Origin of the sequence: Mucilaginibacter sp. (genome assembly GCF_965201005.1) — a bacterium.
Lineage (GTDB): Bacteria > Bacteroidota > Bacteroidia > Sphingobacteriales > Sphingobacteriaceae > Mucilaginibacter_A.
Window position 1 is genome coordinate 1,496,979 of the sequence record NZ_OZ241747.1, and the last position, 26,016, is coordinate 1,522,994.

At 40.6% G+C, this 26,016-nt stretch carries 25 protein-coding genes, 2 tRNA genes and 1 pseudogene; 14 read left to right on the forward strand and 14 right to left on the reverse strand.

Features of this window, described 5'->3' with window-relative positions; all coding sequences use genetic code 11:
• The first annotated feature begins 221 nt into the window (after window positions 1-221).
• The 6 genes from ACOFKR_RS06925 to ACOFKR_RS06950 all read left to right on the forward strand — a co-directional run bounded on the left by ACOFKR_RS06925 (window position 222) and on the right by ACOFKR_RS06950 (window position 6,544).
• Window positions 222-3,224, forward strand: a complete 3,003-nt coding sequence (locus tag ACOFKR_RS06925; protein WP_419803294.1) for a two-component regulator propeller domain-containing protein — start codon at window positions 222-224, stop codon at window positions 3,222-3,224.
• Window positions 3,225-3,324: 100 nt separating this feature from the next.
• Window positions 3,325-3,747, forward strand: a complete 423-nt coding sequence (locus ACOFKR_RS06930) for a response regulator (RefSeq protein ID WP_419803295.1) — start codon at window positions 3,325-3,327, stop codon at window positions 3,745-3,747.
• Window positions 3,748-3,785: 38 nt separating this feature from the next.
• Complete coding sequence (locus ACOFKR_RS06935) at window positions 3,786-3,914, forward strand: LuxR C-terminal-related transcriptional regulator (RefSeq protein WP_419803296.1); 129 nt, start codon at window positions 3,786-3,788, stop codon at window positions 3,912-3,914.
• Between the two features lie 313 nt (window positions 3,915-4,227).
• Window positions 4,228-4,437: a hypothetical protein gene (locus tag ACOFKR_RS06940; RefSeq protein WP_419803297.1), complete on the forward strand. Its 210-nt coding sequence runs from the start codon at window positions 4,228-4,230 to the stop codon at window positions 4,435-4,437.
• Between the two features lie 160 nt (window positions 4,438-4,597).
• A complete protein-coding gene (locus ACOFKR_RS06945) occupies window positions 4,598-5,185 on the forward strand; it encodes a glycoside hydrolase family 108 protein (RefSeq protein WP_419803298.1) in 588 nt (195 codons plus the stop codon).
• 126 nt (window positions 5,186-5,311) lie between these two features.
• Window positions 5,312-6,544 carry an IS256 family transposase gene (locus ACOFKR_RS06950; RefSeq protein WP_419803299.1) on the forward strand — a complete coding sequence of 411 codons (1,233 nt, stop codon included), beginning with the start codon at window positions 5,312-5,314 and terminating at the stop codon, window positions 6,542-6,544.
• A 290-nt stretch (window positions 6,545-6,834) separates the two neighbouring features.
• On the opposite strand, the pseudogene ACOFKR_RS06955 reads toward ACOFKR_RS06950, so the two are convergent.
• From ACOFKR_RS06955 to ACOFKR_RS06970, 4 genes and pseudogenes are all read right to left on the reverse strand, one after another.
• Window positions 6,835-7,963, reverse strand: a pseudogene (locus ACOFKR_RS06955) (DUF932 domain-containing protein).
• A gap of 68 nt (window positions 7,964-8,031) precedes the next feature.
• Window positions 8,032-8,220 carry a hypothetical protein gene (locus tag ACOFKR_RS06960; protein ID WP_419803300.1) on the reverse strand — a complete coding sequence of 63 codons (189 nt, stop codon included), beginning with the start codon at window positions 8,218-8,220 and terminating at the stop codon, window positions 8,032-8,034.
• Window positions 8,221-8,255: 35 nt separating this feature from the next.
• Window positions 8,256-8,384 (reverse strand): hypothetical protein, encoded by a 129-nt coding sequence (locus ACOFKR_RS06965; protein WP_419803301.1) that lies wholly within the window; start codon window positions 8,382-8,384, stop codon window positions 8,256-8,258.
• A gap of 103 nt (window positions 8,385-8,487) precedes the next feature.
• Window positions 8,488-9,066 carry a hypothetical protein gene (locus tag ACOFKR_RS06970; RefSeq protein WP_419803302.1) on the reverse strand — a complete coding sequence of 193 codons (579 nt, stop codon included), beginning with the start codon at window positions 9,064-9,066 and terminating at the stop codon, window positions 8,488-8,490.
• 388 nt (window positions 9,067-9,454) lie between these two features.
• Between ACOFKR_RS06970 and ACOFKR_RS06975 the strand changes: the two genes are divergently transcribed.
• Complete coding sequence (locus tag ACOFKR_RS06975) at window positions 9,455-9,805, forward strand: hypothetical protein (protein WP_419803303.1); 351 nt, start codon at window positions 9,455-9,457, stop codon at window positions 9,803-9,805.
• Here the strand turns inward: ACOFKR_RS06975 and ACOFKR_RS06980 are convergent.
• Genes ACOFKR_RS06980 through ACOFKR_RS06990 form a run of 3 tightly spaced genes read right to left on the reverse strand, consistent with a single transcriptional unit; the run spans window position 9,783 to window position 11,643 of the window.
• Window positions 9,783-9,872: a YWFCY domain-containing protein gene (locus tag ACOFKR_RS06980; RefSeq protein WP_419803304.1), complete on the reverse strand. Its 90-nt coding sequence runs from the start codon at window positions 9,870-9,872 to the stop codon at window positions 9,783-9,785. The two genes, ACOFKR_RS06975 and ACOFKR_RS06980, sit on opposite strands and share 23 nt — an antisense overlap.
• A gap of 23 nt (window positions 9,873-9,895) precedes the next feature.
• Complete coding sequence (locus ACOFKR_RS06985; protein ID WP_419803305.1) at window positions 9,896-11,224, reverse strand: relaxase/mobilization nuclease domain-containing protein; 1,329 nt, start codon at window positions 11,222-11,224, stop codon at window positions 9,896-9,898.
• A complete protein-coding gene (locus ACOFKR_RS06990; protein WP_419803306.1) occupies window positions 11,209-11,643 on the reverse strand; it encodes a mobilization protein in 435 nt (144 codons plus the stop codon). Before ACOFKR_RS06990 ends, ACOFKR_RS06985 begins: the two co-directional genes overlap by 16 nt.
• A gap of 716 nt (window positions 11,644-12,359) precedes the next feature.
• Here ACOFKR_RS06990 and ACOFKR_RS06995 point away from each other — a divergent pair.
• Window positions 12,360-13,934 carry a recombinase family protein gene (locus ACOFKR_RS06995; protein ID WP_419803307.1) on the forward strand — a complete coding sequence of 525 codons (1,575 nt, stop codon included), beginning with the start codon at window positions 12,360-12,362 and terminating at the stop codon, window positions 13,932-13,934.
• On the opposite strand, the gene ACOFKR_RS07000 is transcribed toward ACOFKR_RS06995, so the two are convergent.
• The 3 genes from ACOFKR_RS07000 to ACOFKR_RS07010 all read right to left on the reverse strand — a co-directional run bounded on the left by ACOFKR_RS07000 (window position 13,900) and on the right by ACOFKR_RS07010 (window position 14,703).
• Window positions 13,900-13,984, reverse strand: a tRNA-Leu gene (locus ACOFKR_RS07000). The genes ACOFKR_RS06995 and ACOFKR_RS07000 overlap by 35 nt on opposite strands.
• Before the next feature lie 91 nt (window positions 13,985-14,075).
• Window positions 14,076-14,148: transfer RNA gene (locus ACOFKR_RS07005), tRNA-Gly, on the reverse strand.
• A 69-nt stretch (window positions 14,149-14,217) separates the two neighbouring features.
• Window positions 14,218-14,703: a regulatory protein RecX gene (locus ACOFKR_RS07010; protein WP_419803308.1), complete on the reverse strand. Its 486-nt coding sequence runs from the start codon at window positions 14,701-14,703 to the stop codon at window positions 14,218-14,220.
• 56 nt (window positions 14,704-14,759) lie between these two features.
• Here ACOFKR_RS07010 and ACOFKR_RS07015 point away from each other — a divergent pair, with 56 nt between their 5' ends.
• The 3 genes from ACOFKR_RS07015 (at window position 14,760) to ACOFKR_RS07025 (ending at window position 19,858) form a co-directional block, all read left to right on the forward strand.
• Window positions 14,760-17,228, forward strand: a complete 2,469-nt coding sequence (locus ACOFKR_RS07015) for a bifunctional UDP-N-acetylmuramoyl-tripeptide:D-alanyl-D-alanine ligase/alanine racemase (RefSeq protein ID WP_419803309.1) — start codon at window positions 14,760-14,762, stop codon at window positions 17,226-17,228.
• The gene (locus tag ACOFKR_RS07020) at window positions 17,221-17,835 is read left to right on the forward strand and encodes a DUF502 domain-containing protein (RefSeq protein ID WP_419803310.1); all 615 of its coding nucleotides are present in this window, start codon (window positions 17,221-17,223) and stop codon (window positions 17,833-17,835) included. The genes ACOFKR_RS07015 and ACOFKR_RS07020 overlap by 8 nt, the downstream gene beginning before the upstream one ends.
• Window positions 17,836-17,929: 94 nt before the next feature.
• Entirely contained in the window at window positions 17,930-19,858 is a 1,929-nt protein-coding gene (locus ACOFKR_RS07025; protein ID WP_419803311.1) for a redoxin domain-containing protein, read from the forward strand.
• Window positions 19,859-19,932: 74 nt separating this feature from the next.
• Here the strand turns inward: ACOFKR_RS07025 and ACOFKR_RS07030 are convergent, their stop codons facing one another.
• Together ACOFKR_RS07030 and ACOFKR_RS07035 are read right to left on the reverse strand one after the other, a co-directional pair.
• Window positions 19,933-20,640: a TIGR00730 family Rossman fold protein gene (locus tag ACOFKR_RS07030; RefSeq protein ID WP_419803312.1), complete on the reverse strand. Its 708-nt coding sequence runs from the start codon at window positions 20,638-20,640 to the stop codon at window positions 19,933-19,935.
• A 15-nt stretch (window positions 20,641-20,655) separates the two neighbouring features.
• Entirely contained in the window at window positions 20,656-22,146 is a 1,491-nt protein-coding gene (locus ACOFKR_RS07035) for a sodium:solute symporter (protein WP_419803313.1), read from the reverse strand.
• 115 nt (window positions 22,147-22,261) lie between these two features.
• Between ACOFKR_RS07035 and recR the strand changes: the two genes are divergently transcribed.
• Complete coding sequence (recR, locus tag ACOFKR_RS07040; RefSeq protein WP_419803314.1) at window positions 22,262-22,876, forward strand: recombination mediator RecR; 615 nt, start codon at window positions 22,262-22,264, stop codon at window positions 22,874-22,876.
• 190 nt (window positions 22,877-23,066) lie between these two features.
• Window positions 23,067-23,882 (forward strand): SDR family oxidoreductase, encoded by an 816-nt coding sequence (locus tag ACOFKR_RS07045; RefSeq protein ID WP_419803315.1) that lies wholly within the window; start codon window positions 23,067-23,069, stop codon window positions 23,880-23,882.
• A gap of 61 nt (window positions 23,883-23,943) precedes the next feature.
• Here ACOFKR_RS07045 and ACOFKR_RS07050 read toward each other — a convergent pair whose 3' ends face one another.
• Together ACOFKR_RS07050 and ACOFKR_RS07055 are read right to left on the reverse strand one after the other, a co-directional pair.
• Window positions 23,944-24,402: a hypothetical protein gene (locus tag ACOFKR_RS07050; RefSeq protein WP_419803316.1), complete on the reverse strand. Its 459-nt coding sequence runs from the start codon at window positions 24,400-24,402 to the stop codon at window positions 23,944-23,946.
• Window positions 24,403-24,460: 58 nt separating this feature from the next.
• Window positions 24,461-24,922 (reverse strand): type I restriction enzyme HsdR N-terminal domain-containing protein, encoded by a 462-nt coding sequence (locus tag ACOFKR_RS07055; protein ID WP_419803625.1) that lies wholly within the window; start codon window positions 24,920-24,922, stop codon window positions 24,461-24,463.
• 62 nt (window positions 24,923-24,984) lie between these two features.
• On the opposite strand from ACOFKR_RS07055, the gene holA reads away from it, so the two are divergent.
• On the forward strand, window positions 24,985-26,007 hold the full coding sequence (gene holA, locus ACOFKR_RS07060) for a DNA polymerase III subunit delta (protein ID WP_419803317.1): 1,023 nt from the start codon (window positions 24,985-24,987) through the stop codon (window positions 26,005-26,007).
• The last annotated feature ends 9 nt before the right edge of the window (window positions 26,008-26,016 follow it).

Genomic DNA, 26,016 nt, shown 5'->3' on the forward strand with positions numbered 1-26,016 from the left:
TGTAAATCCTGTTTTTAGAAGCTGTTCCAATACAAAAAGTACAATGGGCCGATGATTTTTATGTGGTAAAAGAAGCATAGAAAATATATTGAACAAAATTTAAACAGGCTCTAAGTAACATTTATTAGCACAGTTATCTGTAATCTAACTAATTTAGTCCGAATACAGATAACTACTTGCATTTTGACAGATTACTTGGCTACAAATATTACGCTGTCCTGTTGTGGGCAGTATTGCTTGTGGCTAATGTTTCTGCTCAAGCTCCTATTCCGCTGCATTTTGAATCTTTTACAATTGACAATGGGCTTTCCCAAGGCTTTATCACCTCCATTTTACAGGATAAGCAAGGCTTTATGTGGTTTGGAACAAATGACGGTCTTAACAGATACGATGGCTATTCCTTCACTGTCTTTCGACATGATCCATTAAATTTGAATTCACCGGCAGGTGATGATATCAGTTGTCTTTTTGAAGACTCTCATCAGCGCTTATGGATTGGGTTCAGGGGAAAAGGTATTGACATTTACGATCCGATGCTCAACAGCTTTCGGCATATACGACGGGCGTCAACCAGAGGGCTACAGTCAGACTTTGTATTAAATATAACTGAAGATAAGTCAGGTAATTATTGGATTAGATCGCGAGAAGGACTTGACTATTTAGAGTTTAGAAAAGATTTTCCGGTCTTTGTTCCTTTCAAATCAGCTATTAACTCAACGCCACAAAACAGATCAGAAATCGGTAGTCTTCTTATTGACAGCCGTAACCGTAAGTTTATTACGAATAATACAACTGTTAATGAGTTATTTTTTAATGAAAGCTTGCGGACCTATAAATTAGTGGAGCGATTCCGCTTCACGCCTAAAATACCTTTTTTTACAGGCACATTAATGGAAGACACATTAAACCACTGCCTTTACCTAAATAGTAGTACTCTTATCTGGAAATTTCCGGACTACAATTTTGGTAATGCAAGAATAATTGCCTCGTATGAAGGCCAGGACGTTCGCTGGACAATGGACAAAAGTCACAACTTGTGGCTTATGGGCAAAGGAAGTATAAAACAGGTTAATATCCGGAACAAAGGTTTGCGGGAAATAATTGCGGATGAGCCGGAATCGATGCGAGCACTTCAAACAGCAACTGTATTTTATACTGACCGTACAGGTGTAGTGTGGATAGGCTCGGGTGGCTATGGACTTATAAAATACGATCCTGCTACAGTCGGTTTTCACCACATTTTGCGAGGGTATAACGTGTATCAGGTTGTAGAAGATAAAGAGGGGAAAATCGTTACCAACAATCTGAATGCCTTGCGGATCACAGAAGATTCTGCTCAGAATATTCCGCACTTTATAAATGCGCCTGCGGTCAGCGATAAGTTCAATATGTCTTTTACCAAGGATACAGCGGGAAATTTTTGGTTTGCACGTAATGGTTCATTACTACAGTACAAACCAGCTACCCATAGCGTGCAACGGTTTAAAGTTCCTTTTACCGATCATACTACAGCTCCATTTCCCCTTTTGGGTGACAAAACGAATAATATATGGATGGGCTATAATAGGTATCTGGTAAAATATGACTGGGTGAACAATTTTTTTTTAAAGTATGACTACCCCACAAAATTCGTCCAGTACGATTACGACTTTCTGCAAAGTATTTATCAGGACGAAGATCTGATATGGCTGGGTTCTATCAATGGATTGTTTTGCTTCGACACCAAGCAGGAAAAAATGATACATACTTATTTGAATGATGAAAAAGACAACAACTCAATTTCTAATAATATTGCCCTTTCTTTTTGTGCAGATGTGGAGCAACCGGAAAGATATCTATGGATAGGAACAAAAGGCGGCGGACTTAACAGGCTTGATAAATTAACGGGTAAATTTATCCATTTTAGTACGGCACAAGGACTCGCTAATAATGTGATTTATGGTATTCTCCCAGATTATGAAGGCAACCTCTGGCTAAGCACTAACAAAGGCTTATCCGTATTTAATATAGGATCGAAGCACTTCCGCAATTTTGACGTTAGTGATGGCTTGCAAAGCAATGAGTTCAATCGTTACGCTTACCTAAGGACCTCAGAAGGCAATATGATTTTTGGTGGCTTAAATGGCCTAAACTATTTCCGTTCCGATGAAGTAAGACCGCTTGATCCGCCAGAGGTTGTATTCACCGATTTCAGGTTATTTAACCATTCTGTAAAACCAGGGCATAATTCTCCATTGGCCAAATCTATTGAATATACCCACTATATTCCCCTGTACTATGAGCAGAATGTAATAACTTTCCAGTTTACTGCCCCAGATTACCGTAAAAAAGGCAATATGCGCTATCGCTACCGCATGGAAGGTTTTGATAAAGGCTGGACTTATTCAGGAGCTGCCCACGAAGCTACTTATACCAATCTGGATCCTGGCACATATAAATTTATCGTTCAGGCAAGCTTTGAAAACGGTGCCTGGAACATAAAAAGTTCTTCTATTGAACTATTTATAATTACACCCTGGTATCAAACCTGGTGGTTTTACTTAAGTATAACGGTTGTAATAAGTGGAGCAGTTTATGGACTTTACCGGTTCCGGCTTTATCAGCTTAAGAAATTAGAAGCTTTACGTAATCGTATAGCCGCAGATTTGCATGATGAAGTAGGTTCGTCCATTAGCACTATTGCCATTTATTCCAAAATTATGCAGGAGCAAATGGACAGCCTTGATTTTGACAAAGCACCTCTACTAAAAAAGATCAACGATTTCGCAATGGAGATCATGGGTTCTATGAATGAAATTGTGTGGAGCATCAATACTAAAAACGATGCTTTCGAAGACATCATCGCCCATATGAGGGAACATGCGTTTCAGTTGTTTTCAACCAGGAGCTGTCAAATGCATTTTAATGTTGACGACAATATTTTACGCTTAAAGATAAGTATGGAACGACGACGCGAATTTTATTTAATTTATAAAGAAGCGTTAAACAACATTGCCAAATATGCCGACGCTCAAAATGTTTGGATCAGTTTTTCAACAAGTCATAAAAGAATTATTTTAGAAATCAGAGATGATGGAAAAGGTTTTGATCCTGCCAATGTTAGAAAAGGAGGTAATGGGCTTACTAACATGCGGCAACGAGCAGCAGTGCTTCATGGCAGCTTAAGTGTGATATCAAACGTTGGCAGCGGTACCGAAATCATCCTTAGCTTTCATCCTTCTTAGGCACTTTTACTTGAGCAGGTTAAATTCTCATTAGTGCTACTTTTTATAGGACTTCGTAAATATATTACCCTAAATGCGCGTATTCGATTTCTGCTCTCAGATGGCCGTTTTCAATAGCAGCGATCAGAAGGACATAGGATGTGTCGGAGATTTTGAAGACTGTAATAACTTGGTTGAAAATCTTCGCAAAAATTCGCCAGATGTAGCTCTAATGGACATTCATATGCCGGGAGTAGATGGAATTGATGGGGTGAAGCTGCTGCAAAAACATTATCCTCAAACCAATATCATTATACAAACAATTTTTGAAGATGATGAGAGCTTATTTAACAGCTTGCTTGCTGGTGCATATGGCTACATGTTAAAAAAAACGACAAATGAAAAGTTAATAGAAGGAATTATTGAAGTGGTAAATGGCGGAGCACCCATGTCTCCGGGAATTGCCAAAAGAGTACTTGAATATATAGGCAATAAAAACAGTAAAGCAAGGCAGAACACATTTATTTATCAAAGCGAGAACTGAATATGCTCGCTCTTTTAGTTAAAGGTTTTAGCCAAAAAATGATTGCCACAGAATTTTTTATCTCCCCCTTTACCGTTAATAACCATACTAAAAATATCTACAGTAAAATGCAAGCCCATAACGTATCAGAAGCGGTAGCTACAGCTTTGCAGAAAAACCATGTTTGAATATGGCTTAAAAGTTATTTAAAAAATGGCTAGTTTAAGCTATATAGGTGGCCCGAAACATCAAGTATTTTTGCCCTCTAACGGTTTAGGAAATTAAATTGACCATAGTGATTCTTTAGATATAAAAATAAAAGGCAAATTCAATCAGGGCATCTTACCTGAAATATACTTCTTTACAACAAATATATTTCGACTGACTGCTTAATAATTTTCCTTAGCAAAATCGTCTTTTTTGACATTTCAAAAAGCCCTGCCACCTGGGGATTAGAAGTTTTATGCTTAAATTTTTAAATAAATATTTAGAAATGAACAAATGAAAAAACAGATTTTAAAAATAGCAGAAGTTTTTCGTATTCCGGCTTTACTAATTTGCTTTACAGGCTGCGCAACCATGGCGCAATTTGGCCAGTATGCCTACACCCAAACAATTTCTCTTAACGTAGATGCATTAAATATCATGGGAACGGCTACAGATAAATTCTCCAGCCATCAAGCAGACGCAACAGCATTCAAACCACTTTAAACAAAATGGTTGAATATGAAAAAATAAACCCAAAAATGAAATTTATGAGAAAATGTGGATGGCCTTAATGACCCCAATAAAAATCTTTTTGGCGGGTTGTAGCCAAATTCAGCGATAATCCAATAAATATTAAATACAAAACTATCAAAATTTAAAAACCATGACAGACTTTAATCAAGCTTATAGAATAACGATGAACAATGAAGGTGGTTACGCAAATAATCCCTTGGATCACGGAGGCGAAACCTGGAGGGGCATTGCACGAAACTTTTGGCTACATTGGCTGGGTTGGCCAATTGTGGATACTATCAAAGCTCAACATCCGGCGAATTTAAATGTCGCTTTATCAAAAAATTTAGAGTTAGAGAAGTTGGTGCTTTCTTTCTACAAAACTGAATTTTGGGACGTTATCTGCCTTTCTGGATTAAATGATCAGGAAACTGCAAACTCTTTGTTTGATATCTCTGTGAATATGGGAACAGGTACTGCTGCAAAGATTTTTCAGGAAGCAGTCAATACTTTCCCGGGCAATTCTATTGTTATCGATGAAAAGATAGGACAAATAACCTTAGCGGCTGCTAATAAAATCCATTCAACATCTTTATTCGAAAAGATTAACGAACTCCGAGAACAAAGATATGACGAAATAATTGCAAAAAACCCCTCTCAGGCCGCTTTCAAGAATTCATGGTTTAGCCGTATTAAATCATATAACACAGAAGAAAAAGAGGGAGAAAATTTAGCTTAATAAAGTTTAATGACTTATGTACGATCACTTGTATCGATCGGTAGAGTGGTGTTTTCATTTGAGAGTGTAAAATGAACTGTGTCAGTTAAGAATTAATGATGATTTTTAACTTTAAGACACGGTAACATGAACGAGCAAAATGGATTTGACTTTGAGAGCTTCAAGGCGGAAGCGATCAAAGGGATGTATGCGGGTAAACCGCTGAACGGTGAAAAAGGGATCTTCGCGCCTTTGCTGAAGCACTTTTTAGAATCGGCATTAGAGGGCGAGCTGGACGCGCACCTGCAGGAAGAAAAAGCAGCCGGTATAGCCAACCGCCGTAACGGTAAGGCCAGCAAAAAGATAAAAAGTATTTCGGGGGAGTTTGAGCTGGAGAGCAGCCGTGACCGCGCAGGCAGCTTTGAGCCATTAGTTTTACCCAAACGCCAGGTCATTATCACCGAAGAACTGGAAGAAAAAGTGATCGGCCTTTACGGATTGGGACTGAGCACGCGTGATATTTCTAAGCACATCAAGGAACTGTACCAGATGGATATTTCGGCCAGCACGCTGTCATCCATCACCGATAAAGTTGTTCCGGCGATGAACGAGTGGCGGGCGCGTTCACTGGATTCGGTCTATGCCTTTGTGTACCTGGACTGTATGCACTACAAAGTCCGCGAAGGAAATAGCGTGATTACCCGTGCTGTTTACAATATCCTGGGCGTTTCACTCGAAGGAAAGAAAGAGTTGCTGGGCATGTACCTGTCCGAAAGCGAAGGGGCAAAGTTCTGGTTGGCCGTTTTGACTGACCTGAAAAACCGCGGGATGCAGGACATGCTGATTGCCTGCGTGGATGGGCTAAAAGGGTTTCCCGAGGCGATTGCTGCCATCTTCCCGAAAACCGAGGTGCAGACTTGTGTGGTGCACCAGATCCGCAATAGCCTGCGCTATATTGCTGAAAAGGACAAAAAGACTTTTATGGCTGATCTGAAACCCGTTTACCAGGCTGTTTCCAAAGAACAGGGTTATGAAAACCTGATCGCCTTGGACGAAAAATGGGGCAAGAAATATCCCGTTCCAATTTCTTCCTGGTACAACAATTGGGAAAATCTGTCTACCTTCTTTAAGTTTGATGCCCACATCAGAAAGGTAATTTACACGACCAATTCCGTCGAAGGGTTTCACAGACAGGTTAGAAAAGTAACCAAAACCAAAGGTGCTTTTACCTCGGACAATGCCTTACTAAAGCTTGTCTATCTGGTCGTTCAGAACATCTCCGAGAAATGGACAATGCCGCTCCATAACTGGAACCTAACACTATCACAGCTTTTTATTATGTTTGAAGACCGAATAAAACTGCACCTACAAAACAACTGAACAACAACACTGACACAGTTCAGCTTACACTACCTTTCATTTATACTTTTTATATTATACAAGTAACTACTAGCTGTGCCTCCACAATATGGCTTGCTAACTTTGGTTTAACTGATAATATTTTAGACTCCTATATAAAATCTCTTTCTTGCTAACAAAAGCCTGTTTTTATAAGAATAACCTAACCTTAAAAAAGAACTTAAAAAGATTTTATTAGGCTTAACCAGCACTTAAAAAGAAAATTTTAGGGGAGTAATTACCTCCCCCCTGTTAATCAGTATTAGTTAGTATTAATTTAGCAACAACGAGCTACTGCCATGTTTTGCAAAACCTGTACACAGATCAAAAGCAGCCTGTGATTTCTGCATTCCTGCGCCGTACATGACGGATTTAAACTTGGCTTCCCCGTCCTTGTAATTCCTTACATTCTGAAAGTAGCCGGTAACGGCATTGTAAGCGCCAAACAAAGTGCCTTTCGTGGTTTGCTCCTGCTGGCTCGGGCTGCTTAAAGCATATTCCATCACAGAACTGACCGTATTGTTATAAGTGGCGGATAGTTCCTCCTGTCTTTCGTTTTGGATGTTTTCTAATACTTCCTTGTTTGCTGCCATGGCCAATTGTATTAACTGCTTTACTTCCCGGTCTGTTATTTTGACCCTTGCCCAGCGGTTAAACACGGCTTCCAGTTCTACCGATTGTAGCATGGAGCTGCCCAGTATCTGCTGCGCCCCTTTCAGCTTTTCGGCAGCACTTGCCGTATGCCGTATCTTAATCGTGTTGCTGCTGTTTTTTAACGCTGCATTGAGCGTGTTCTGGCAAACAACGCGGACAGGTGTAAAAGCGATGGTGATACTACCTGAACCGTCATGCGAAGTGGTCAGCAGCAAATACTGCTCGATCAAATCGTCCCTGCCAACTTTAATATAATCAGGCAGTTTTGCCGTAATAAAAATACGTTCCCCTTTACCTAATGCGCCTGCCGTTTCGTATAAGATGCCTTTTCTGCTTGCTACGATAGCATCGAAAAACGAAAAAGCGTTTACATTCTGTACTATCTCGTAATCATTGCCTACTACGCCCAAGACCTGCTCGGTATCGCTGCGAATGGTAGCGAAATAAGCAGGGACTTCAATTTCAGGAATGATTGATTTTGTGTTGCTGTTTTGGCTGTTGCTGTTTGGGATACTGTTGCTGTTCCGGTTACTGCCGTTTTGATTGCTATTGATAGATATTGTTTGCCGTATCATATGTAAACAAATGGCGTTTTTCTACCTCGTAGTTTAACCCCGCATGTATGATCGCTTCTGCGCTTGTCGGGTAATCACTGAGGATTTGTCCTAATCCGTGCCAGGCTTTTTCTTTAACGGAGAAGAAACTGTGCTTGCCTGTCTTTTCATTGTAATTGATATTATGTGCCATGATTGTTTTGTTTTTGATTTGGGTTGGTAATACTGATGATATTCGTTTTTTAATTTTCCCCTGTCCGCTTAGTTTAGTTCGCCGTCGCCTAAATGGTCGGTATTAAGTTTGATGATCTCTGTTTCGAGTACCTGCACGTTTTTAGTGTTTCCTATAAAATAGGTCGCTTCTGTTTCCAGTTCTTTTACTGCATCGCGGATAGCGGTGTGGCTGGTCTGGATCACTACCTTAAAGAATAAAAAAATCGTGTCTTTCATTTGCTTGGTTGTTGACGTTGTTTGTTAACTGCTGATTAATTGTTATAGGAATCGATAAACTCGTTTAGCTCTTGCTGGAAACTTGCAGGGCTTTCTGTAGCCAACTGCTGCGAGTAACCTTCCCAAAAGATTTGGTCGGTCAGTTCTATAAATAGTTCTAACATGGCGGCTATTGGTTTTTATAGTTGTTTATTAAATTGGTTGCTGCTTTAAACTGTTCCCCGTACTGGTAGTACAAGGGAACAGTTTTGTTTATTACCCTTTCCCTTACGCCGGTATGGTAATGCCAGCTTCTATTTCTGATAGCTTTTCAACACAAAGGCTGTTCACATACTGGCTTACTGACCAAATGATAACCGGGTTTTTGGTGATAAACTTTCTCCGGCTGTCATCTTCGATCATTAAAGTGCAGCCATGAAAGTGGTTATTGTCCGTCTCGTCGCCATCTTCAATTTGTGCCACCTCAAAAGCTTCCAAAGTGTTAATCGTATCAAGCAACTTGTCCCTTTGTATTTTCCGGCGGTGCAGTTCTTCCACTAATTTTAAAGTGCTCTCCAAGTTAAGTGCAGGTTTCGCCGGTTTGGTTTCTGGTTTTGCTGTCTCTGCTTTTGGTTGTTGTTCCGCTGACTTAGGCTGTTCTGCCCCCGGTTGTCCGCTTTCTGCTTTCGGTGGTAGCGGCTGCCCGGTTTGTTCCTGCTGTCCGTCCTTTTTCACTTCTCCGGCTTTTGCTTCTTCCGGTTTCACGGCTTCTTTGTTTACAGGGTTGCCATTAGTAAATGCTGCCTCTTTTCCGGCTGGCTTTCCGTTATTTACTGCTGCGCCGTTTTCTTTTACTTTGGTTTCCATGGTTTTTATGTTTTAAAATGAATTTGAATTTGATTTTTAAATAGTGATTGGTTTTGCTTTTTGTGATCGGTCGGTCTGTGGCCGTGATCCGCTTTCCAGCCTCGGTGGCGCCCTGTTTTTTGGTAGTTTCATGGTTCGGTGGTCTTTTGTTTTTTGTGCTTTGTTTTTAAGTCCGCTCGCACAAGTTCGCTGGCTTTTTATTAAGCACCGCACCTGATCGGGCAGGGCATATGGGCAAGGTTTTTGGAAAAAAAATACGCTCTCCCACGGTGCACCGCCCGAAGGGCACCGATGAAAAAAGGAGAGGAAGATTATTTTTTCAAAACCCGCAGGGCCCGACCTTGACCATATGGCCTGCACATCGGAAATTTGCTGTAGTAAAAGGCCAGTGGCTACTCAAAATGCCGCCTACCTGCGTTTTGCAGGTATTGATTGGCATTTAAAAGAAAGTCTGCCGCAGTTGAAGGATAGCTTATCGCAGTTGGAAAAAAACGCGGATAAAGGGTGCGGGGCGACGGAGGAGCCTTGCGCCTGCCCCTTGCAAAGGCAAAAGCGGTTTACGGAATGGAGCTGTGCGGAATGGAGGAAACGGATTTTGCCATCTGTAGTTAAATTTCCCCTTATAAAAGCTTCTTTCGATTATATAATTAAAAAAGCCTGGATAATTGAATTCAAGCCGTTGGTTCAAACAGCTTTACTGGTTTTAGCGGCTTTGATCAAAAACGTACGGATAAAATAAAAAGGCTGATGAGCCTGGTAAAATCAATAATCTTTCTAAGCCCTTGCAGGTCTTCTCCTGATTGCATAGTTTTTATTTATGATGATTTATTTATAAATGCAGTTCCCTTTTTTTCTTCTTTTTGTCCTCGGGAATGGTAGGCAGGCTGTCTTCGTCCGTTTTGCCCAGCAGGTTTTCCAGTAGCTTTTCCGGCAGGTTCGGTTTGAGGTAGGTTTTTTCCTGTTCCTTTTGTGCGGTTTTTAGGTAGTCTGTTTCTTTTTGTGGTTTCAGGTAACTGGTCTGTTGTTTGGACTTGAGATAAGATGTGTAAGATGTGGAGGCCCGCTGGTCTGATTTGCTTTGCTGCTGTTCAATAGGTTTATCCTGATTGCTAAACCTGTCGCTGATTGCTTTCGCGCTATAAGCTTTGCCCAGGTCGCTGCCATTAAAAACGGTTTTGTTTTTGTTGTCGACGATAGTTATCCCGTAGGTAAGGCCCGCGTCGTTCTGCCGGAAAATTGCATTGATGTTTTGTTTTTTAAGCTCACTTAAAAAGGTGTCTTTGGTGATTTCGTTGTAACTGCTGAAAACTTTATCAATACTGGTTTTTAAGGTTTCCTTATAAGGCTTTCGTTTTTCTTCGTTTTGGATAAACTTGCTTTCGAGATTTGTTAACGTCGGTTTACCATTCAAACTGCTTGCCTTGAAAGGGATACCAATTTTGTTGCCCTTTTCATCAATAATTGAATAGATGAGGCCTTTCTTCCGGAACATCTGCGTGTCCTCTTTGCCACGGTCTGCGACCACGTTAAACTGTTTCAAAATAGCATTGAGTTCTGCAAGAGAAGTGTATTTATAGTCGCGGGTAACGGCAGTTACCACATTAGTGATAGCACGTTTGGTTGGCGTTTTGCCGTATTCTGCTTTTTCTATGTTTACTGGTTTGATCGCTACGGCTTCTTTCAGTTCCTTTCCTTCGGCCTTAATCAGGCCAAACTCACGCTCCAGTTCTTTTCTTGCCGGTTCAGACAGCCTTTTTCCGATGTCGTGCAGGCCAATCCTTGCACCGTCTTCCCGAATGTTTGTGGTAACGATATGGATATGGGGATGCGCCGCATCTTCGTGCTTGTAAACCAAATAAGGCTGGTCACCGAAACCAATCTTCTCCATATAGGCAGTAGCAATTTGTTGCAGCTGAAAGTGGTCGGGCTTCTCTTTCACATCAAAGTTGAGCATGATATGCAGCGAATTGGTTTTTACATGACTGTTTAGGTCCGTTAGTTGGCCGAAACGGTTAAACTTATCGGAGAAAGTAAGTTTGTCCAGTTCCCTGCCAAACAGGCTTGCCATAATTAGCTCTGCTGCCCCTGCCTTTACCTTGTTTTCATTATAGTTCAGCAGTCCCCGGATGCTTTTGCCTGTAACTATTTTTGCAACCATTTTTCGGCTAAGGCTGATACCAACAAAAGCAGCCTGTCCACTTTCGCTTCGACTGGCCGGTACTGCTCCATAACTTTTAAGGTATAAAAAGCCTTGTGGGCTTCTTCCTTCGCACTGTTATATCCTTTGGTGAGCTGGTTAATATTGATGCCTATGGATTTGAGTTCTTTTCGGATCCTGGTCAGTTCCTCCATCGGTGCGTTCATGGTAACGTCCTTGTAAAAGCAAAGTATCTTTTCCCTTGACAATATCTTTCTTGCCACTTCGCCTACCGACTGGCAGCTACTTTCTGTGACCAGTTTTTCAAGCCGTTTGAAAACGGTTTCATTGACCCTTAGAATGATCGGATGGTTTAACAGCTCTTCCGCAGCTTTATATTTTGTCCTGCCCATGGTAGTTCCATATGGTAATAAATACATGATAAATCATCAGTGACCGCAAGCTCCGCAGCGGGCACTTCTCCCGGGACTAAAAGGAGGGGCACGATCTTTTGTGTATACAAAAGTACATCTTGCCAGGCACGCGCGTGATTGTAAAACGCCTCTTAAAGCCCGTGGTCAGTTGTTAGGTTCTATGATTTGATTAATGCTTCAGTTATAGATTTACGCGGTTCTATTTGCCGTATCCCTGTCGGATTTTCTAACCCTGGTGCAAGTAATAGTGTGTTTTCTGATTATAGTTTTTGATATCATGACTATTGGTTTTGACAAGCCAATCTGATACAAATACTGACAGGTATTGGTGAGTATAGGTTATGGGACAAGGATTGATAGAAGTTACTTGAATTACTATAGTTTAGCTGAATAAAAAGTAAAAGAGAGACTTATAAATAACTTAATTTCAAAAAGAAATTTACAATAAGCTACTAAGAATAAGAAGATTAGGTGTAAAAATTGTGCTTGGTCTTCGATATACAATTACTTAAATAAGCTTCCCCCAGTTTTGCTTTTTAAAAAAAGCAAAGGAAACCAGATATGTTACCTGAAAAAAGATCGCTTACACCGGAAAAAGCTGTAGAAATTCTGAAAAAGCATGGGACTATTGTCACTATAGAAGAAGCAAAATTAATCTTGGACTTTATGTACAAACTTGGTAAATTGTCAGTAAAACAATACGTGAAGCTATAGAATTTAAAATGATGAAAATTGCAGATTTATACATTAGGGTATCAACAGACGAACAGGCAGACAAAGGTTATTCTCAAAGAGACCAGAATGAGCGGTTACAGAAATACTGTAAAATTAATGGTATCAAAGTACGAAAGGTATTATTTGAAGATCATTCTGCAAAAACCTTTAATCGTCCGGAGTGGAATAAGTATTTGACTGAGATTCGTAAAAATAAAGGAAGGGGTGCTGACTTAGTTCTTTTTACAAAGTGGGATAGGTTTAGCCGTAATGCAGGAGATGCTTATCAAATGATTTCTACATTAACGAGATTGGGAATTGAACCCCAGGCAGTCGAACAACCTCTTAATTTAGAAATCCCAGAAAACAAAATTATGTTGGCATTTTATTTAGCTGCACCGGAGGTAGAAAATGACCGACGAGCTTTAAACGTAAAACAAGGAATGCGGCGGGCAAGAAAAGAGGGCAGATATATGGGCGTTGCTCCAATAGGATATGATAATAAAATAAGAGAAGATGGTAGTAAATATATTGCGTTTAATCCAATAGAAGCGCCACAGATGAAATGGATATTTGAAACTATTGCTGAAGGGGTATTTGCGCCTGATCAAATTAGAAAGATGGCTAACGTCAGAGGATTTATGATAAGCCGAATGAATTTCTATCGTGAGATTAGAAACCCCGTCTACTGTGGAAAGATAGTCGTAAAGGCTTTTAAAGATGAAGAAGAACAATGGGTAAATGGCTTACATGAGCCATTAATTACAGAGATTTTATTTCATAAAGTGCAGGATATTTTGAATGGTCGTACAAAAGCAATGCGTTTAAATGCTGTAAAAATCAATGAAGGCTTACCGCTACAAAGCTTTTTGGAATGCGCAACTTGTAATAAACAACTTACCGGAAGTGCATCAAAAGGGAAAAAAGGAGGTTATTACTATTATTATCACGCTCAATCAATTTATGGGTGCGGTTGTCGATATAAGGCAGATCATGTCAATAAAGCTGTTCAAGAAGAACTTTTAAAATTTGTACCCTTGCCAGGCATGTCTGAATTATACAAAACAGTTGTACTTGACATCTATAAAACTCATAAAGGAAATACTGTTGACCAAAGGCGTGAAATAGCAGAACAAATTGCAAAGCTCAACATTAAATTAGCGAACGCAAGGGACCTACTTTTTGACGGAAAACTAGAGGCGGATGATTATGCAATAATGAAAAAAGATTGTGAGCAAAAAATAAAAAAGCTTGAAGATACGCTTTCAGAGGCGAGGGTACTAAAATCTAACACTATCAGTGTAGATAATATGGTTTTAAAAGCAATTGAGGTACTTTCAAGACTCGAAACATTGTATGGAGAGGGAGACGTTTTAACTAAAAGGGCAATACTGGGTTCGATATACCGTGAAAAAATGAGATTTGACGGGAACGAATATCGAACCCAGCGAATGAATGAAGCAGCACTTCTTATATTTCAGATTAACAGCGTGTTAAAGCCAAAAAAAAACGGGAAAGAACGTTATTCATTACGTCTTTCCCGTGCAGTACTCGGGGCGGGAATCGAACCCGCACTCCTTTAACGGGAACAGGATTTTAAGTCCTGCGTGTCTACCAGTTCCACCACCCGAGCAGGTGATTAACCATATTAGCTTTAAAATTCCTCTTTAAAAAAAGTCCCTCTCCAATGGAGAGGGATTTAGGGTGAGGCTTGTAAAACTAAGAGCGAAAGACGAGGTTCGAACTCGCGACCTCAACCTTGGCAAGGTTGCGCTCTACCAACTGAGCTACTTTCGCATTGCGGTTGCAAATATATACAGATTCAAAAAAAACACAAGCTTTTTGCCGCATATTTTTTCAAAATTTTTATAAGTCGCTGTCTTTCAAAATCTCAGCTACCAAATCGCCTTCATAGCCTTTGCCAAAAGCATAAGTTTTGAGCTGATGGCGACGTTTATACGGCTCTTTCTCTTTCAGCAAAGCAGCTTTTTTTTGTAATATTTCTTTCAGCTTTGTTAAATAATCGTCTAAATCTATCTGTTGTAATGCTTTTTTGATCATTCCGTCGGGCACCCGTTTTAGCTTCAAAGCCTGCTTGATTTTGATTTTGCCCCAGCCTTTTATCCTGAATTTGCCCAAAGCATACGCGTTGGCAAAGCGCTCTTCGTTCAAAAAATTGTTACCAATCAGCTCCGAAATAATCTGCTCCACATCCCGCGGGTACAAACCCAGATCAAACAGTTTCTGGCGTACTTCCTGCTGCGAACGCTCTTGGTAAACACAGTATTTTTCTGCTTTCTGCAAACCTATTTTCGGGTCGGTAATTTTCGGTTTTCGTTCTTCAAAATCCATTGGCCCAAAAATCGTTAAAATTCTTCTATTGCCGGAAATATCTTCAATTTAGCAACATGCCCGGCCATTATCAAATCACACAGATCAGCAAAATTTTAGGTGCTAAAAACAGCATCCGGCACGAAATCGAAATCGGACATTTACTGACAGACAGCCGCAAAATCAGCAAAGCCGAAACCACCTTGTTTTTTGCTTTGAACGGAACCCGGAACGGACACGATTTCATCCCGGAATTATATGCTGCCGGTGTTTTTAATTTTGTGGTGAAGGATGATTATCAAATCCCGCCGGAAATGATCGATGCCAACTTTTTATGGGTAAAAGAAGTATTGTCGGCACTGCAAAAGCTGGCTGCTTATCATCGGCAACAGTTTGATTATGATGTAGTTGCTATTACAGGCAGCAACGGAAAAACGGTGGTAAAAGAATGGTTGTACCAGTTGCTTTCGCCGGATAAAAATGTGGTCCGTAGTCCGAAAAGTTATAATTCGCAAACCGGAGTGGCACTTTCTTTATGGCAGATGGACGCGCAGCATGAACTGGCCATCATCGAAGCCGGGATTTCTGTGCCTGGCGAGATGGAAAAGCTGGAAAACATGATCAAACCTGCCATTGGCGTGCTAACGCATTTTGCCGCCGCGCATGATGAAGGGTTTAGCAGCAGAAACCAAAAATTACAGGAAAAATTAAAGTTGTTTAAAAATGTTAACTGCCTGATTTATAATGAAGATCCAGTGCCACTGACCGTTCAAAACGATTTGCATGGCTTGAAAACTTTTACCATCAGCAAAAAATCACCTGAAGCAGGTTTGTTTGTTTTTAGCGAAGAAAACGCATCCGGCAAAACCAGGGTCAATGCTGTTTTTAGGGGTGAAAAATTGGCGTTTACAATTCCTTTTGCAGATGAAGCATCGGTGGAAAACGCACTGCTTTGCTGCGGAACTTTGCTTGCTTTGGGTATTTCCCCAAACATAATCAGTCGCCGGATTGCCCTGTTAAACCCGGTCAGTATGCGGCTGGAATTGAAAAACGGCCTCAATAATTGTTCGGTTATTGATGATTCTTACAATTCTGACATCAATTCGCTGGAGATTGCGCTGAACTTTTTAGACCTGCAAAAACAGCATCCGAAGAAAACATTGATCTTGTCGGATATTTATCAAACCGGATTAAAAAGCGAAGTTTTGTATCAGCAAGTGGCAGAACTGACGCGGCAAAAAAACGTTGATAATCTGATCGGTGTCGGCCCGGAAATCTCCAAAAACCAAATGCTGTTTTTAACACCGGAAAAACAGTTTTTCCCGGATACAGAAAGTCTTTTAAAAAAGATACACAAACTGCATTTTCGGGATGAAACCATTTTGTTGAAAGGTTCGAGGCTTTTTGAATTTGAAAAAATCAGCCGCGTTTTATCGCAAAAAACGCATGAAACGGTACTTGAAATCAACCTGAACGCACTTCAAAACAACCTGAACCATTACAAATCCATCCTGCAACCGGGCGTAAAACTGATGGCGATGGTCAAGGCTTTTTCTTACGGAAGCGGAAGTTTTGAAATTGCCGGGATTTTACAGTTTAACAAGGTGGATTACCTGGCCGTGGCTTATGCGGATGAAGGCGTTTCGCTGCGGAAAGCCGGAATTACGTTGCCGATCATGGTTTTAAACCCGGAAGTTTCTGCTTTTCAGGAACTGTTTGATTATCAGTTGGAACCCGAAATCTACAGCTTTAGTTTGCTGGAAAAATATGCTGTTTTTATCACTGGAAAATCAGCAGACAAATTTCCGGTTCATTTAAAAATTGATACCGGGATGCACCGTTTGGGTTTTGAATTTGAAGAAACGGCGCAACTTTGTTTGGTGCTGCAAAACCATCCGCAATTGCAGGTAAAATCGGTATTTTCGCATCTTGCCGGGAGCGGTTCTGCCGAACATGATGAATTTACCTGGCAGCAATTCAATACCTTTCAAAATACTTGTGCGTTACTTCAGACATCGCTTGGCCATCCGTTCATCAGGCATATTTCCAACACTTCTGCAATCAGCCGCTGGCCCGAAATGCAGTTGGGCATGGTGCGTTTGGGCATCGGTTTGTACGGGATTGATTCGGCCGAAAATCCGGGCAAAAAACTTTTACAGCCCGTTGCCGCGCTCAAAACCAGTATCTCCCAGCTTAAAAAAGTGAAAGCCGGAGAAACGGTTGGCTATAGCCGGAACGACCGGATGGAAAAAGACGGCGTAATTGCCACCGTGCGGATTGGTTATGCAGATGGTTATCTCAGGATTTTTGGTAACGGCAATGGTAAAATGCTGATTAAAAATAAGTTAGTACCAACAATCGGCCATATTTCGATGGATATGTGTATGCTGGATGTGAGCGAAATTGAAGTAAACGAGGAAGATGAAGTGATTGTTTTTAATGAAAACTTGAGGATCGAAACACTTGCAGATCAGGCAGATACTATTCCTTACGAAATCCTGACCAACATTTCACAGCGTGTAAAACGGGTATATTTTTATGAGTAAAAACAGCATTGGCATGAACCGGATTTTAAGAGTCCTGGTAAATTATTTTATAAAAGGTATGCTGGTAGTGGTGCCCATTGGTGCTGCTGTTTTTTTGATCCTGTGGATATTTACAGAAATTGACAACGCCCTAAATTTAAGTGCATTGATTATTACAGATACCAAAGGGCGGCCAATATACATTCCGGGTTTAGGCATTTTAACCATTTTAGTCGTGATTATGCTTACCGGCGTAATCGTAACAAATCTCATCACTGCGCCGATTTACAACTGGTTTTCGCGCCTGTTTCACCGTTTGCCGCTGTTTAATTTTGTTTACACTTCGGTTAAAGATTTAACGGAAGCTTTTGTGGGCGATGAAAAAAAATTTAACGAACCGGTTTTGGTAACTATGGACGAGTTCGGGTTAAAAAGGATCGGTTTTGTAACGCACAAAGATTTAACCATTTTAGGTTTGCCTGATGATGTGGCCGTTTATTTTCCATTTTCTTATTCGTTTACAGGTCAGTTAGTTATCCTTCCGGCAACGCGTGTTAAACCGATAGATAAAAGTGCTTCGGAGATGATGAAATTTGTGGTTTCGGGCGGTGTGAGCCAACTGGGGTAAATTTTTTATCGATAAAAGAAGTATTATTTTTGTTTCTAAACCTAAAATGTTTACTTTTCCTAAAAAATTAGTTGTTATGAAAAAACTGAAACTTATGCTTGCATTTTCAGGAATCCTGGCGATGCAAAACGGGTTTGCACAAAACGGTGCACACCTAAACCTTTCGGATGTTTATCCAAAAGCAGGTGAAAAGATAACGGTTACTTACAATTCAACAGGAACATCAGTTGATGGTAAAACTGATTTGGATGCGGTTGTTTATTTTATTGACAACAAAAATTATCCGGCAGCAGATATCAACCTAAAGCCTGATGGAAAGCTTTTAAAAGGCGATTTTACAATTCCTGATTCCGCTAAAGCTTTTTTTGTAAAGATCGGTAAAGATGATGCAGTGGATGACAACAACGGGCAAGGTTATTTATACCTAATCTATAAAGACAAAAAGCCGGTTGCAGGTGCTTATGCTTCAAAAGCTTTTATTTTGATTAGTGGCGTAGGAAGGTCATTTGCTAAAATAAAAACTGATCCGAATGAAGCTATGGTTTTGTACAAACAGGAATTTCAAAATTATCCGCAAAGCAGAAAAGAATATCAACCTAATTATAATATGTTGCTTGCTAGTAGTAAAAACGCTGAAGATGCAGCTTTATTAAAGCAGCAATTAAATGTATTGACCAAAAGTAATGATGAAAAGGACTTAATCCTGGCAAGTAATATATACCGGCAGACAAAGAAAACTGCACAAGCTGACTCTTTAACAACAGTTATCAAATCAAAATTTCCAGACGGCCTTCTTAAAAAAAATGAAACTACCATGGCTTTTTATATGGAAAGGGATCCGGTTAAAAAGGAGGCTATTTACAATGATTATACCAAGAAATATCCTGTAAGCCCAACGGAGAAAAATAGCACTCAGGAAAATTTCAGAATGCAGTTGGCAAACGCATATCTGCAAGCAAACAAAACAGAAGATTTTCTTCGGATAAAAAATACAATTAAAGATAAATCAGATTTAGCCGGCACGTTAAACACCGTAGCTTGGGAATGGGCAAAAGCTGGTATAAACCTGAATACTGCGGCTACTTTATCTAAAGAATCCCTGGATTTGACAATGCAAAAAATCAACAATCCCGGTGCTCGGCCTTTTACGTCACCTGCTGCTGTAAAAAGGGATTATCAATCTGCTTATTACATGTATGCTGATACGTATGCTTACATTTTGTACCAGCAGGGAAAATACAAAGAAGCACTTAACTATCAGGAACCGGTTTATGAAAACAGGCACAATGCCGATATTAATTATCATTATGCTTTGATCTTAAAGGCATTAGGCCAAGATCAAAAAATGAAAGAAGTACTGGAAGCCGCAATCAAAAATGGAACAAGTTCGGAACAGATCGAAGCAGCTTTAAAAGATAATTATACCAAAGCCAAGGGCTCTGCAACCGGATACGACACTTATTTTACATCATTAAAAAATGTATCAGATGCAGCCGCTAAAGCAAAGCTGGCTAAAGAAATGATCAATAAACCCGCGCCGCTTTTCACCCTGAAAGATACCAGCGGCAAAGTAGTTTCGCTGGCGGATTTAAAAGGCAAAGTTGTAGTGGTTGATTTTTGGGCTACCTGGTGCGGCCCTTGTAAAGCATCTTTCCCAGGAATGCAAATGGCCGTAAACAAATTTAAGGACGATCCAAATGTGCAGTTTTTGTTTATCGATACCTGGGAAAACGGCGACAATTATTTGCCGGGCGTGGAAAAATTTATAACAGACAATAAATATACTTTCCATGTTTTGATGGATGAAAAAGGGGCAGACGGCCGCCAGTCAAAAGTGGTCAGTGCTTTTGGTGTAGAAGGTATCCCGACTAAGTTCATATTGGATAAAAACGGAAACATCCGCTTTAAAAAAGTAGGTTTTGAAGGAACTGCCGAAAGTATTAAAGATGAAGTTTCTGCAATGATCGAAATGGCAGCTAATCCTGATTCTGCAAAAGGCGAAAAAGTAACGATGCTGAAATAAGCACTTATTTTTAGGTGATAAAAGAAGCATCCAGACAGAATCTGGATGCTTCTTTTATGGGCTAAAATTTTGTATTAAAAATTCGGTTTCAACACATATTTATTGTAGAAACGGAAAATGTGTTCCACCGCTTCTTCCGGGGTATCAACCAAACGGTACAAATTCAAATCGTCCGGACTGATGTTTTTTTCCTGTCCAAGCATTTTTTCTTCAACCCAGGCAAATAATCCGCCCCAATAATCTTTTCCCACAAAAACAATCGGGAAACGGGCAATTTTACCGGTTTGGATGAGCGTGATCGCTTCAAAAGATTCGTCCATCGTACCGAAACCGCCCGGCAAAACAATAAATCCCTGCGAATACTTCATAAACATTACCTTGCGGATAAAAAAATAATCAAATTCCAGCAGTTTATCGCGGTCAATATATTTATTGTGGAACTGCTCAAAAGGAAGCTCAATATTCAACCCAACAGATTTTCCGCCAGCTTCGTAAGCACCTTTGTTGGCCGCTTCCATTACGCCCGGGCCGCCGCCGGAAATCACACCGTAACCTGCTTCGCTTAACAAACGGGCACATTGTTCGGCCAGCAAATAATATGGGTTTTCGTGATGTGTCCTGGCTGAACCGAAGATGGAAACACAAGGGCCGATTTTTGCCAGTTTCTCAAATCCGTCCACAAATTCGGCCATGATCTTAAATATCTGCCAGGAATCGGTTACCTTGATCTCGTGCCAGTTGCGGTTCTCAAAAGCGTGTCTTATTTTCTCGTCGCTCGTCATAATGTCAAAATAAAATTAAATAGTTGTTACTGATACGGATTTCCTGCGGGAAGTGATCAGCAGACCAAAAAAAGTAATTAGTCCGTTGATAATAATCAGTTCATTATCAAAAACGTATCCGCCTAAAATAGTTTTAGATTCGGTGCTTAAAAAATAACAGATCGCGGGGCTGACCAGGCAGATAAACGGCACCAAACGATCATTTACCTGTTGGTTTTTCATAAACAAACCGAAACTGTACAAGCCCAACAGCGGGCCATAAGTATAGCTGGCCACTTTAAAAATGGCACTTACCACGGCCTCGTTATTGATGCTGTTGAAAATTATGATGGTTAAAAACAGCATCACCGAAAAACCAATGTGCACCCAATGCCGCAATTTCACCATCTGGCCGGAGTTGGTGTTTTCCTTTTTGTCGAAGTTTAAAAAATCGATACAAAACGATGTAGTCAAGGCAGTTAAGGCGGAATCCGTTGTGGCGAAAGTGGCGGCCGTTAAGCCCAGCATAAACACGATTGCGGGCAAAACGCCCAGATAATTTAAAGCGATTGTTGGATATAAATAATCGGTTTTGGCTACGCTGATGCTGTTTTTAGCGGCATAAATATAGAGGAGCGCGCCAACACTTAAAAAGAAAATATTGATCAGCACGAAAACTGCCGTAAAGCTGAACATGTTTTTTTGCGCTTCGCCAATGTTTTTGCAGCTGAGGTTTTTCTGCATTAAATCCTGGTCCAGGCCCACCATGGCAATCGTGATAAATATCCCGCCCAGAAACTGCTTGGTAAAATGAAGTCTGCTGGACAAAAAATCGTTCCAGAAAAATATCTTGGAATAACTGCTGTTTTTGATAGTTTCGGCAGCTTCAAAAATGTTCAGGTGCAGGCTTTGGCAGATAAAAAAGATCGATAAAAACACCGAACTCACCAAAAAAAGTGTTTGCAGGCTATCGGTGATGATGATGGTTTTTAATCCGCCTTTAAATGTGTAACTCCAGATCAGGATTAAACAAATTAAAACCGTAACGGCAAACGGGATATGGTAACTGTCGAAAATAAATTTCTGCAGCACGATCACCACGAGATACAAACGGAAAGCTGAACCGATTACGCGGCTGATCAGGAAAATCCCGGCAGCCGTTTTATAACTCCAATGGCCTAAAGTTTCTTCAATGTAACTATAAATTGAAGTTAGTTTTAGTCGGTAATACAAGGGCAGCAACACCGTGGCAATGATGATAAAACCAACCGCATTGCCCAGCACAAACTGGAAGTAAGCAAACTGATCGCCGCCGGGCGCGCCAACTTTTCCCGGTACGGAAATAAATGTTACGCCGCTTAAAGCCGTGCCGATCATCCCGAAGGCCACCAGATACCATTTTGAGTTGCGGTTGGCCACAAAAAAAGTATCATTGTCGCCACCAGAATTGCGCGAAGTGAGCCAGGAAATCAGGATCAGCACTAAAAAATAGCCGATGATAAAAGTAAGGAGAATGCCGGGTGCCATGGATTTTTGTGGTAAGTATTAAGTTTTAGGTTTTAAGTTTGGCTAAGCTAAATGTTGCAGGCTGAACTTACAACTTATCACTGAAAACTTAGCACTTTCTCATTAACTTTGTGCCATGAATTTTTCTTCTAAGCTACTGGAAACCGCAGTGGCCGAATTTGCCAAACTTCCCGGGATCGGACAAAAAACGGCGCTTCGTTTGGTGCTCAATTTATTAAATCAGGACAAAGAAGAAGTGGAACGTTTTGCCGGATCCATCAGTAAATTGCGCAATGAAGTTCAGTTTTGCGGGGTTTGTCATAACATTTCTGATGCGGCCCTTTGCGAGATTTGTGCTTCCCCAAAAAGAAACCATCAATTGATTTGTGTAGTGGAAGATACGCGCGATGTGATGGCGATAGAAAACACCAGCCAGTACAACGGTTTGTACCATGTTTTGGGCGGATTGATTTCGCCGATGGACGGGATCGGGCCAGGTGATTTGAAAATAAGTTCGCTGGTGGAACGTATCAAAAATACCGATGTAAACGAAGTGATTTTTGCCGTAAGTGCCACTATGGAAGGCGACACGACCATTTTTTATCTGCACAAAAAACTGAAAGAATTTACGTTGAAAATATCAACCATTGCCCGCGGGATTGCTTTTGGCGGAGAGTTGGAATATGTAGATGAGATTACGCTGGGCCGATCAATCGCGACGCGGGTTTTATATGAAAACTCTTTGCGATAAATGCTGTTTTTACCGGTGTTTTTTTGTCGTTTTGCTGAAGGCAGCCAAAGGATTTTATCAGACTGACCAAAATTATACCGATAAAAACAGTATCGAAATTGAATAAGTTCATCTCTCTATCTTAAAATAAAAATCCTAAAGAACTAATTATAACTATTTAACAATCAACCTTCAACAGCCATATTTTTAAATGAATTTTAAAGGAAAAACAGTTGTGATAACCGGTGCTTCTTCCGGCATTGGCGAAGCTTTGGCAAACGAAATGGCTGCCCGTGGTGCAAACCTGGTTTTGGCAGCGCGGCAGTTTGTAACTTTGTGTGAAATCAGCCAAAATCTCGAAAAAAAATATGGCATAAAAGCAGTAGCGGTGCAATGTGATGTGAGCAAAGAACAAGATTGCAAAGTGCTTATCAACCAGGCAATTAACACTTTTAATGAAATTGATGTGCTGATCAACAATGCCGGGATTTCCATGCGCGCTTTGTTTAAAGATTTGGATTTGGTTGTACTCAAAAACCTGATGGACGTAAACTTCTGGGGCACCGTTTACTGCACCAAATACGCCATGGAAGCCATCTTGAAATCAAAAGGCAGCATTGTTGGCGTTTCTTCTATTGCCGGTTTTAAAGGTTTGCCGGGCCGAACGGGCTACTCGGCGTCCAAGTTTGCCATGAACGGTTTTTTGGATAGTTTGCGCGTGGAAAACCTGAAAACCGGTGTGCACGTGATGACTGCCTGCCCGGGTTTTACCGCTTCCAACATCCGCAGCACGGCGTTGTCCAACGATGGCACGGCACACGGCGAAACCTCAATGGAAGAAGAAAAAATGATGACGGCCGAAGAAGTGGCCAAAATTATCGCCGTCGGGATTGAAAAACGCGAACGGATTTTAGTGATGACCGGTCAGGGAAAATTAACTGTTTTGCTGAACAAACTGGTTCCGGCTTGGCTGGACAAAAAAGTTTATGAGGTTTTTGCAAAAGAGAAAAACCCGTTGCTGCGATAGTATCTGCGATCAGGTTAAGTTAAAATACAACCTTCCCTACAACCTGAAACTCTAAATCCCATCAAAAATTAACCACTTTGTTTGTCTCCGCCGGGGCCAGTTTTTTAATCATTTCTTTAATTTCCCAGCGTTGTTTTTCGTGCCGGATGTTGTTGAGGTTTAAGCAATAAGTATGGTTGTCGGTGTGGATTTGAAGCTCGCAGAACTGGCTCGTGACTTTTACAATTTCCCGGACCGGGATACTGATGTTTTCTTTTTTTGTCCGGCAAAAATAATGCAGTTGTCCGCCTTCAACATAAATAAAAGGAGTTTGGCTTTTCTTCAATTTCAACAAAAATAACCCTGATAAAAGAAGCATCAGAAAAACAATATTGACCAGATAAACTGCCGGACTTGTGCTTGCCACAGCCGATAAAAGTGTGCTGACAAACAAACAAACCAGGAAAATTTTGCTGTACAGCCAAAGCTTTGCCCAGTTTAAATAATGGTTTTGTGGGTTGATGTTGAGTTGATTGGTCATACAAGCTGCGGATTTTTATCTTATACGGAAACTCAAGCGGCAAATGTTTCAAAAAAATTCACCTTAACTCTTCATAATCAGGTAGTTTATCCAGGAAAAAATATTTTTGGGAAGTAAAATCTATCCTGCAAAAAAAATGCTGCAAACCGTTGGTCACGGCCAAAAGCGGCACTCTGTGCACCATGTTGTAACGCGCAATCTGATCAAAAACTTTTTGGGTGATTTTTACTGACGGGGCTTTGCATTCAACCAATAAAATTTTTTCTGCGGACGAATTGTAAACCAAAATATCCGTTCGTTTGGCCAAACCATGCAGCTTTAAACCGCCTTCCAGCTGAATCAGGGTTTTGGGATACTGTTTTTGTGCAGTTAAATATTGTATAAAATGTTGTCGGACCCATTCTTCGTGCGTAATTAAAATGGTTTTTTTCCGGAGGTCGTCAAACAGAAAATACTGCCCGTTTTGCTCAGTGATTTTAAAAGGATAAGGCGGCAAATTAAGCGGACAAAGCAATTCCATCGGGCTAAAATCAGCATAAAACTGCAGCAAACCTAAACGGAATGTGTAATTTTACGGCCTGAATGACTGCTGCCGAAATCCTGAAAGACCTTAAAAACCGCAAGCTGAAACCGCTGTATCTGCTGCATGGCGAAGAACCTTTTTTTATCGATGAGATCAGCAATTACATAGAACATGATTTGCTGAACGATGCCGAAAGAGGTTTTAACCAAACCGTTTTTTACGGAAAAGATACCGAAACGATGGCCGTTTTAAATGCTGCCAAACGTTATCCGATGATGGCCGATTACCAAATTGTGCTGGTAAAAGAAGCACAGGACATGAAATGGGGCAGCGATGATGAGGGCAAAAAATACCTCAACCCGTTTCTGGCTTACCTGGAAAACCCGCTCAAAAGTACCGTGCTGGTTTTTTGTTATAAGTACGGCAAATTTGATAAGCGCAAAAAAGCTTACAAGGCAATTGAAAAAAACGGGCTGATTTTTGAATCTTCGCCCTTGTACGATAATAAAATCCCGGCTTTTGTAGAAAGTTTCGTCGATGCAAAAAACTATAAAATACAGCCGCAGGCTTCGGCTTTGCTGGCCGAATATCTGGGCAATGATCTTTCTAAAATTGCCAATGAACTGGAAAAACTGATGCTGAACGTTGCCGCCGGACAAGAAATCACTTCGCAGCACATTCAGGACAACATTGGCATTAGTAAAGAATACAATGTTTTTGAACTGCAAAATGCGTTGGCCAAGCGCGATGTGCTGCGGGCGAACCGGATCATCAATTATTTTGAGGCAAACCCGAAATCAAACCCTTTTGTGTTGGTACTGGGCAACTTGTATTTTTATTTTGTAAAAGTATTAAAATACCATTATCTGGCAGTTAAATCGCCCCAAAATGTGGCTAAAGAATTAGGCATCGGCCCCTATCAGGTAGCTAATTTTGAACAGGCTGGCAAAACGTTCAATTTTAACAAAACTATGCAGATTATCAGTTACTTGCGGGAATATGACGTGAAAAGTAAAGGCGTGGACAATACTGCAGATCATGGCGAACTGATGAAAGAACTGATTTACAAAATACTGCACTGAAAAATACCT

Coding starts and splice junctions, on each gene's coding strand:
- ACOFKR_RS06930 (WP_419803295.1), top strand. CDS start 3,325: ATGGCCGTTTTCAATAGCAGCGATCAGAAGGACATAGGATGTGTCGGA.
- ACOFKR_RS06935 (WP_419803296.1), top strand. CDS start 3,786: ATGATTGCCACAGAATTTTTTATCTCCCCCTTTACCGTTAATAACCAT.
- ACOFKR_RS06940 (WP_419803297.1), top strand. CDS start 4,228: ATGAAAAAACAGATTTTAAAAATAGCAGAAGTTTTTCGTATTCCGGCT.
- ACOFKR_RS06945 (WP_419803298.1), top strand. CDS start 4,598: ATGACAGACTTTAATCAAGCTTATAGAATAACGATGAACAATGAAGGT.
- ACOFKR_RS06950 (WP_419803299.1), top strand. CDS start 5,312: ATGAACGAGCAAAATGGATTTGACTTTGAGAGCTTCAAGGCGGAAGCG.
- ACOFKR_RS06960 (WP_419803300.1), bottom strand. CDS start 8,220: ATGAAAGACACGATTTTTTTATTCTTTAAGGTAGTGATCCAGACCAGC.
- ACOFKR_RS06965 (WP_419803301.1), bottom strand. CDS start 8,384: ATGTTAGAACTATTTATAGAACTGACCGACCAAATCTTTTGGGAAGGT.
- ACOFKR_RS06970 (WP_419803302.1), bottom strand. CDS start 9,066: ATGGAAACCAAAGTAAAAGAAAACGGCGCAGCAGTAAATAACGGAAAG.
- ACOFKR_RS06980 (WP_419803304.1), bottom strand. CDS start 9,872: ATGCAATCAGGAGAAGACCTGCAAGGGCTTAGAAAGATTATTGATTTT.
- ACOFKR_RS06985 (WP_419803305.1), bottom strand. CDS start 11,224: ATGGTTGCAAAAATAGTTACAGGCAAAAGCATCCGGGGACTGCTGAAC.
- ACOFKR_RS06990 (WP_419803306.1), bottom strand. CDS start 11,643: ATGTATTTATTACCATATGGAACTACCATGGGCAGGACAAAATATAAA.
- ACOFKR_RS06995 (WP_419803307.1), top strand. CDS start 12,360: ATGATGAAAATTGCAGATTTATACATTAGGGTATCAACAGACGAACAG.
- ACOFKR_RS07010 (WP_419803308.1), bottom strand. CDS start 14,703: ATGGATTTTGAAGAACGAAAACCGAAAATTACCGACCCGAAAATAGGT.
- ACOFKR_RS07015 (WP_419803309.1), top strand. CDS start 14,760: ATGCCCGGCCATTATCAAATCACACAGATCAGCAAAATTTTAGGTGCT.
- ACOFKR_RS07020 (WP_419803310.1), top strand. CDS start 17,221: ATGAGTAAAAACAGCATTGGCATGAACCGGATTTTAAGAGTCCTGGTA.
- ACOFKR_RS07025 (WP_419803311.1), top strand. CDS start 17,930: ATGCTTGCATTTTCAGGAATCCTGGCGATGCAAAACGGGTTTGCACAA.
- ACOFKR_RS07030 (WP_419803312.1), bottom strand. CDS start 20,640: ATGACGAGCGACGAGAAAATAAGACACGCTTTTGAGAACCGCAACTGG.
- ACOFKR_RS07035 (WP_419803313.1), bottom strand. CDS start 22,146: ATGGCACCCGGCATTCTCCTTACTTTTATCATCGGCTATTTTTTAGTG.
- recR (WP_419803314.1), top strand. CDS start 22,262: ATGAATTTTTCTTCTAAGCTACTGGAAACCGCAGTGGCCGAATTTGCC.
- ACOFKR_RS07045 (WP_419803315.1), top strand. CDS start 23,067: ATGAATTTTAAAGGAAAAACAGTTGTGATAACCGGTGCTTCTTCCGGC.
- ACOFKR_RS07050 (WP_419803316.1), bottom strand. CDS start 24,402: ATGACCAATCAACTCAACATCAACCCACAAAACCATTATTTAAACTGG.
- ACOFKR_RS07055 (WP_419803625.1), bottom strand. CDS start 24,922: ATGGAATTGCTTTGTCCGCTTAATTTGCCGCCTTATCCTTTTAAAATC.
- holA (WP_419803317.1), top strand. CDS start 24,985: ATGACTGCTGCCGAAATCCTGAAAGACCTTAAAAACCGCAAGCTGAAA.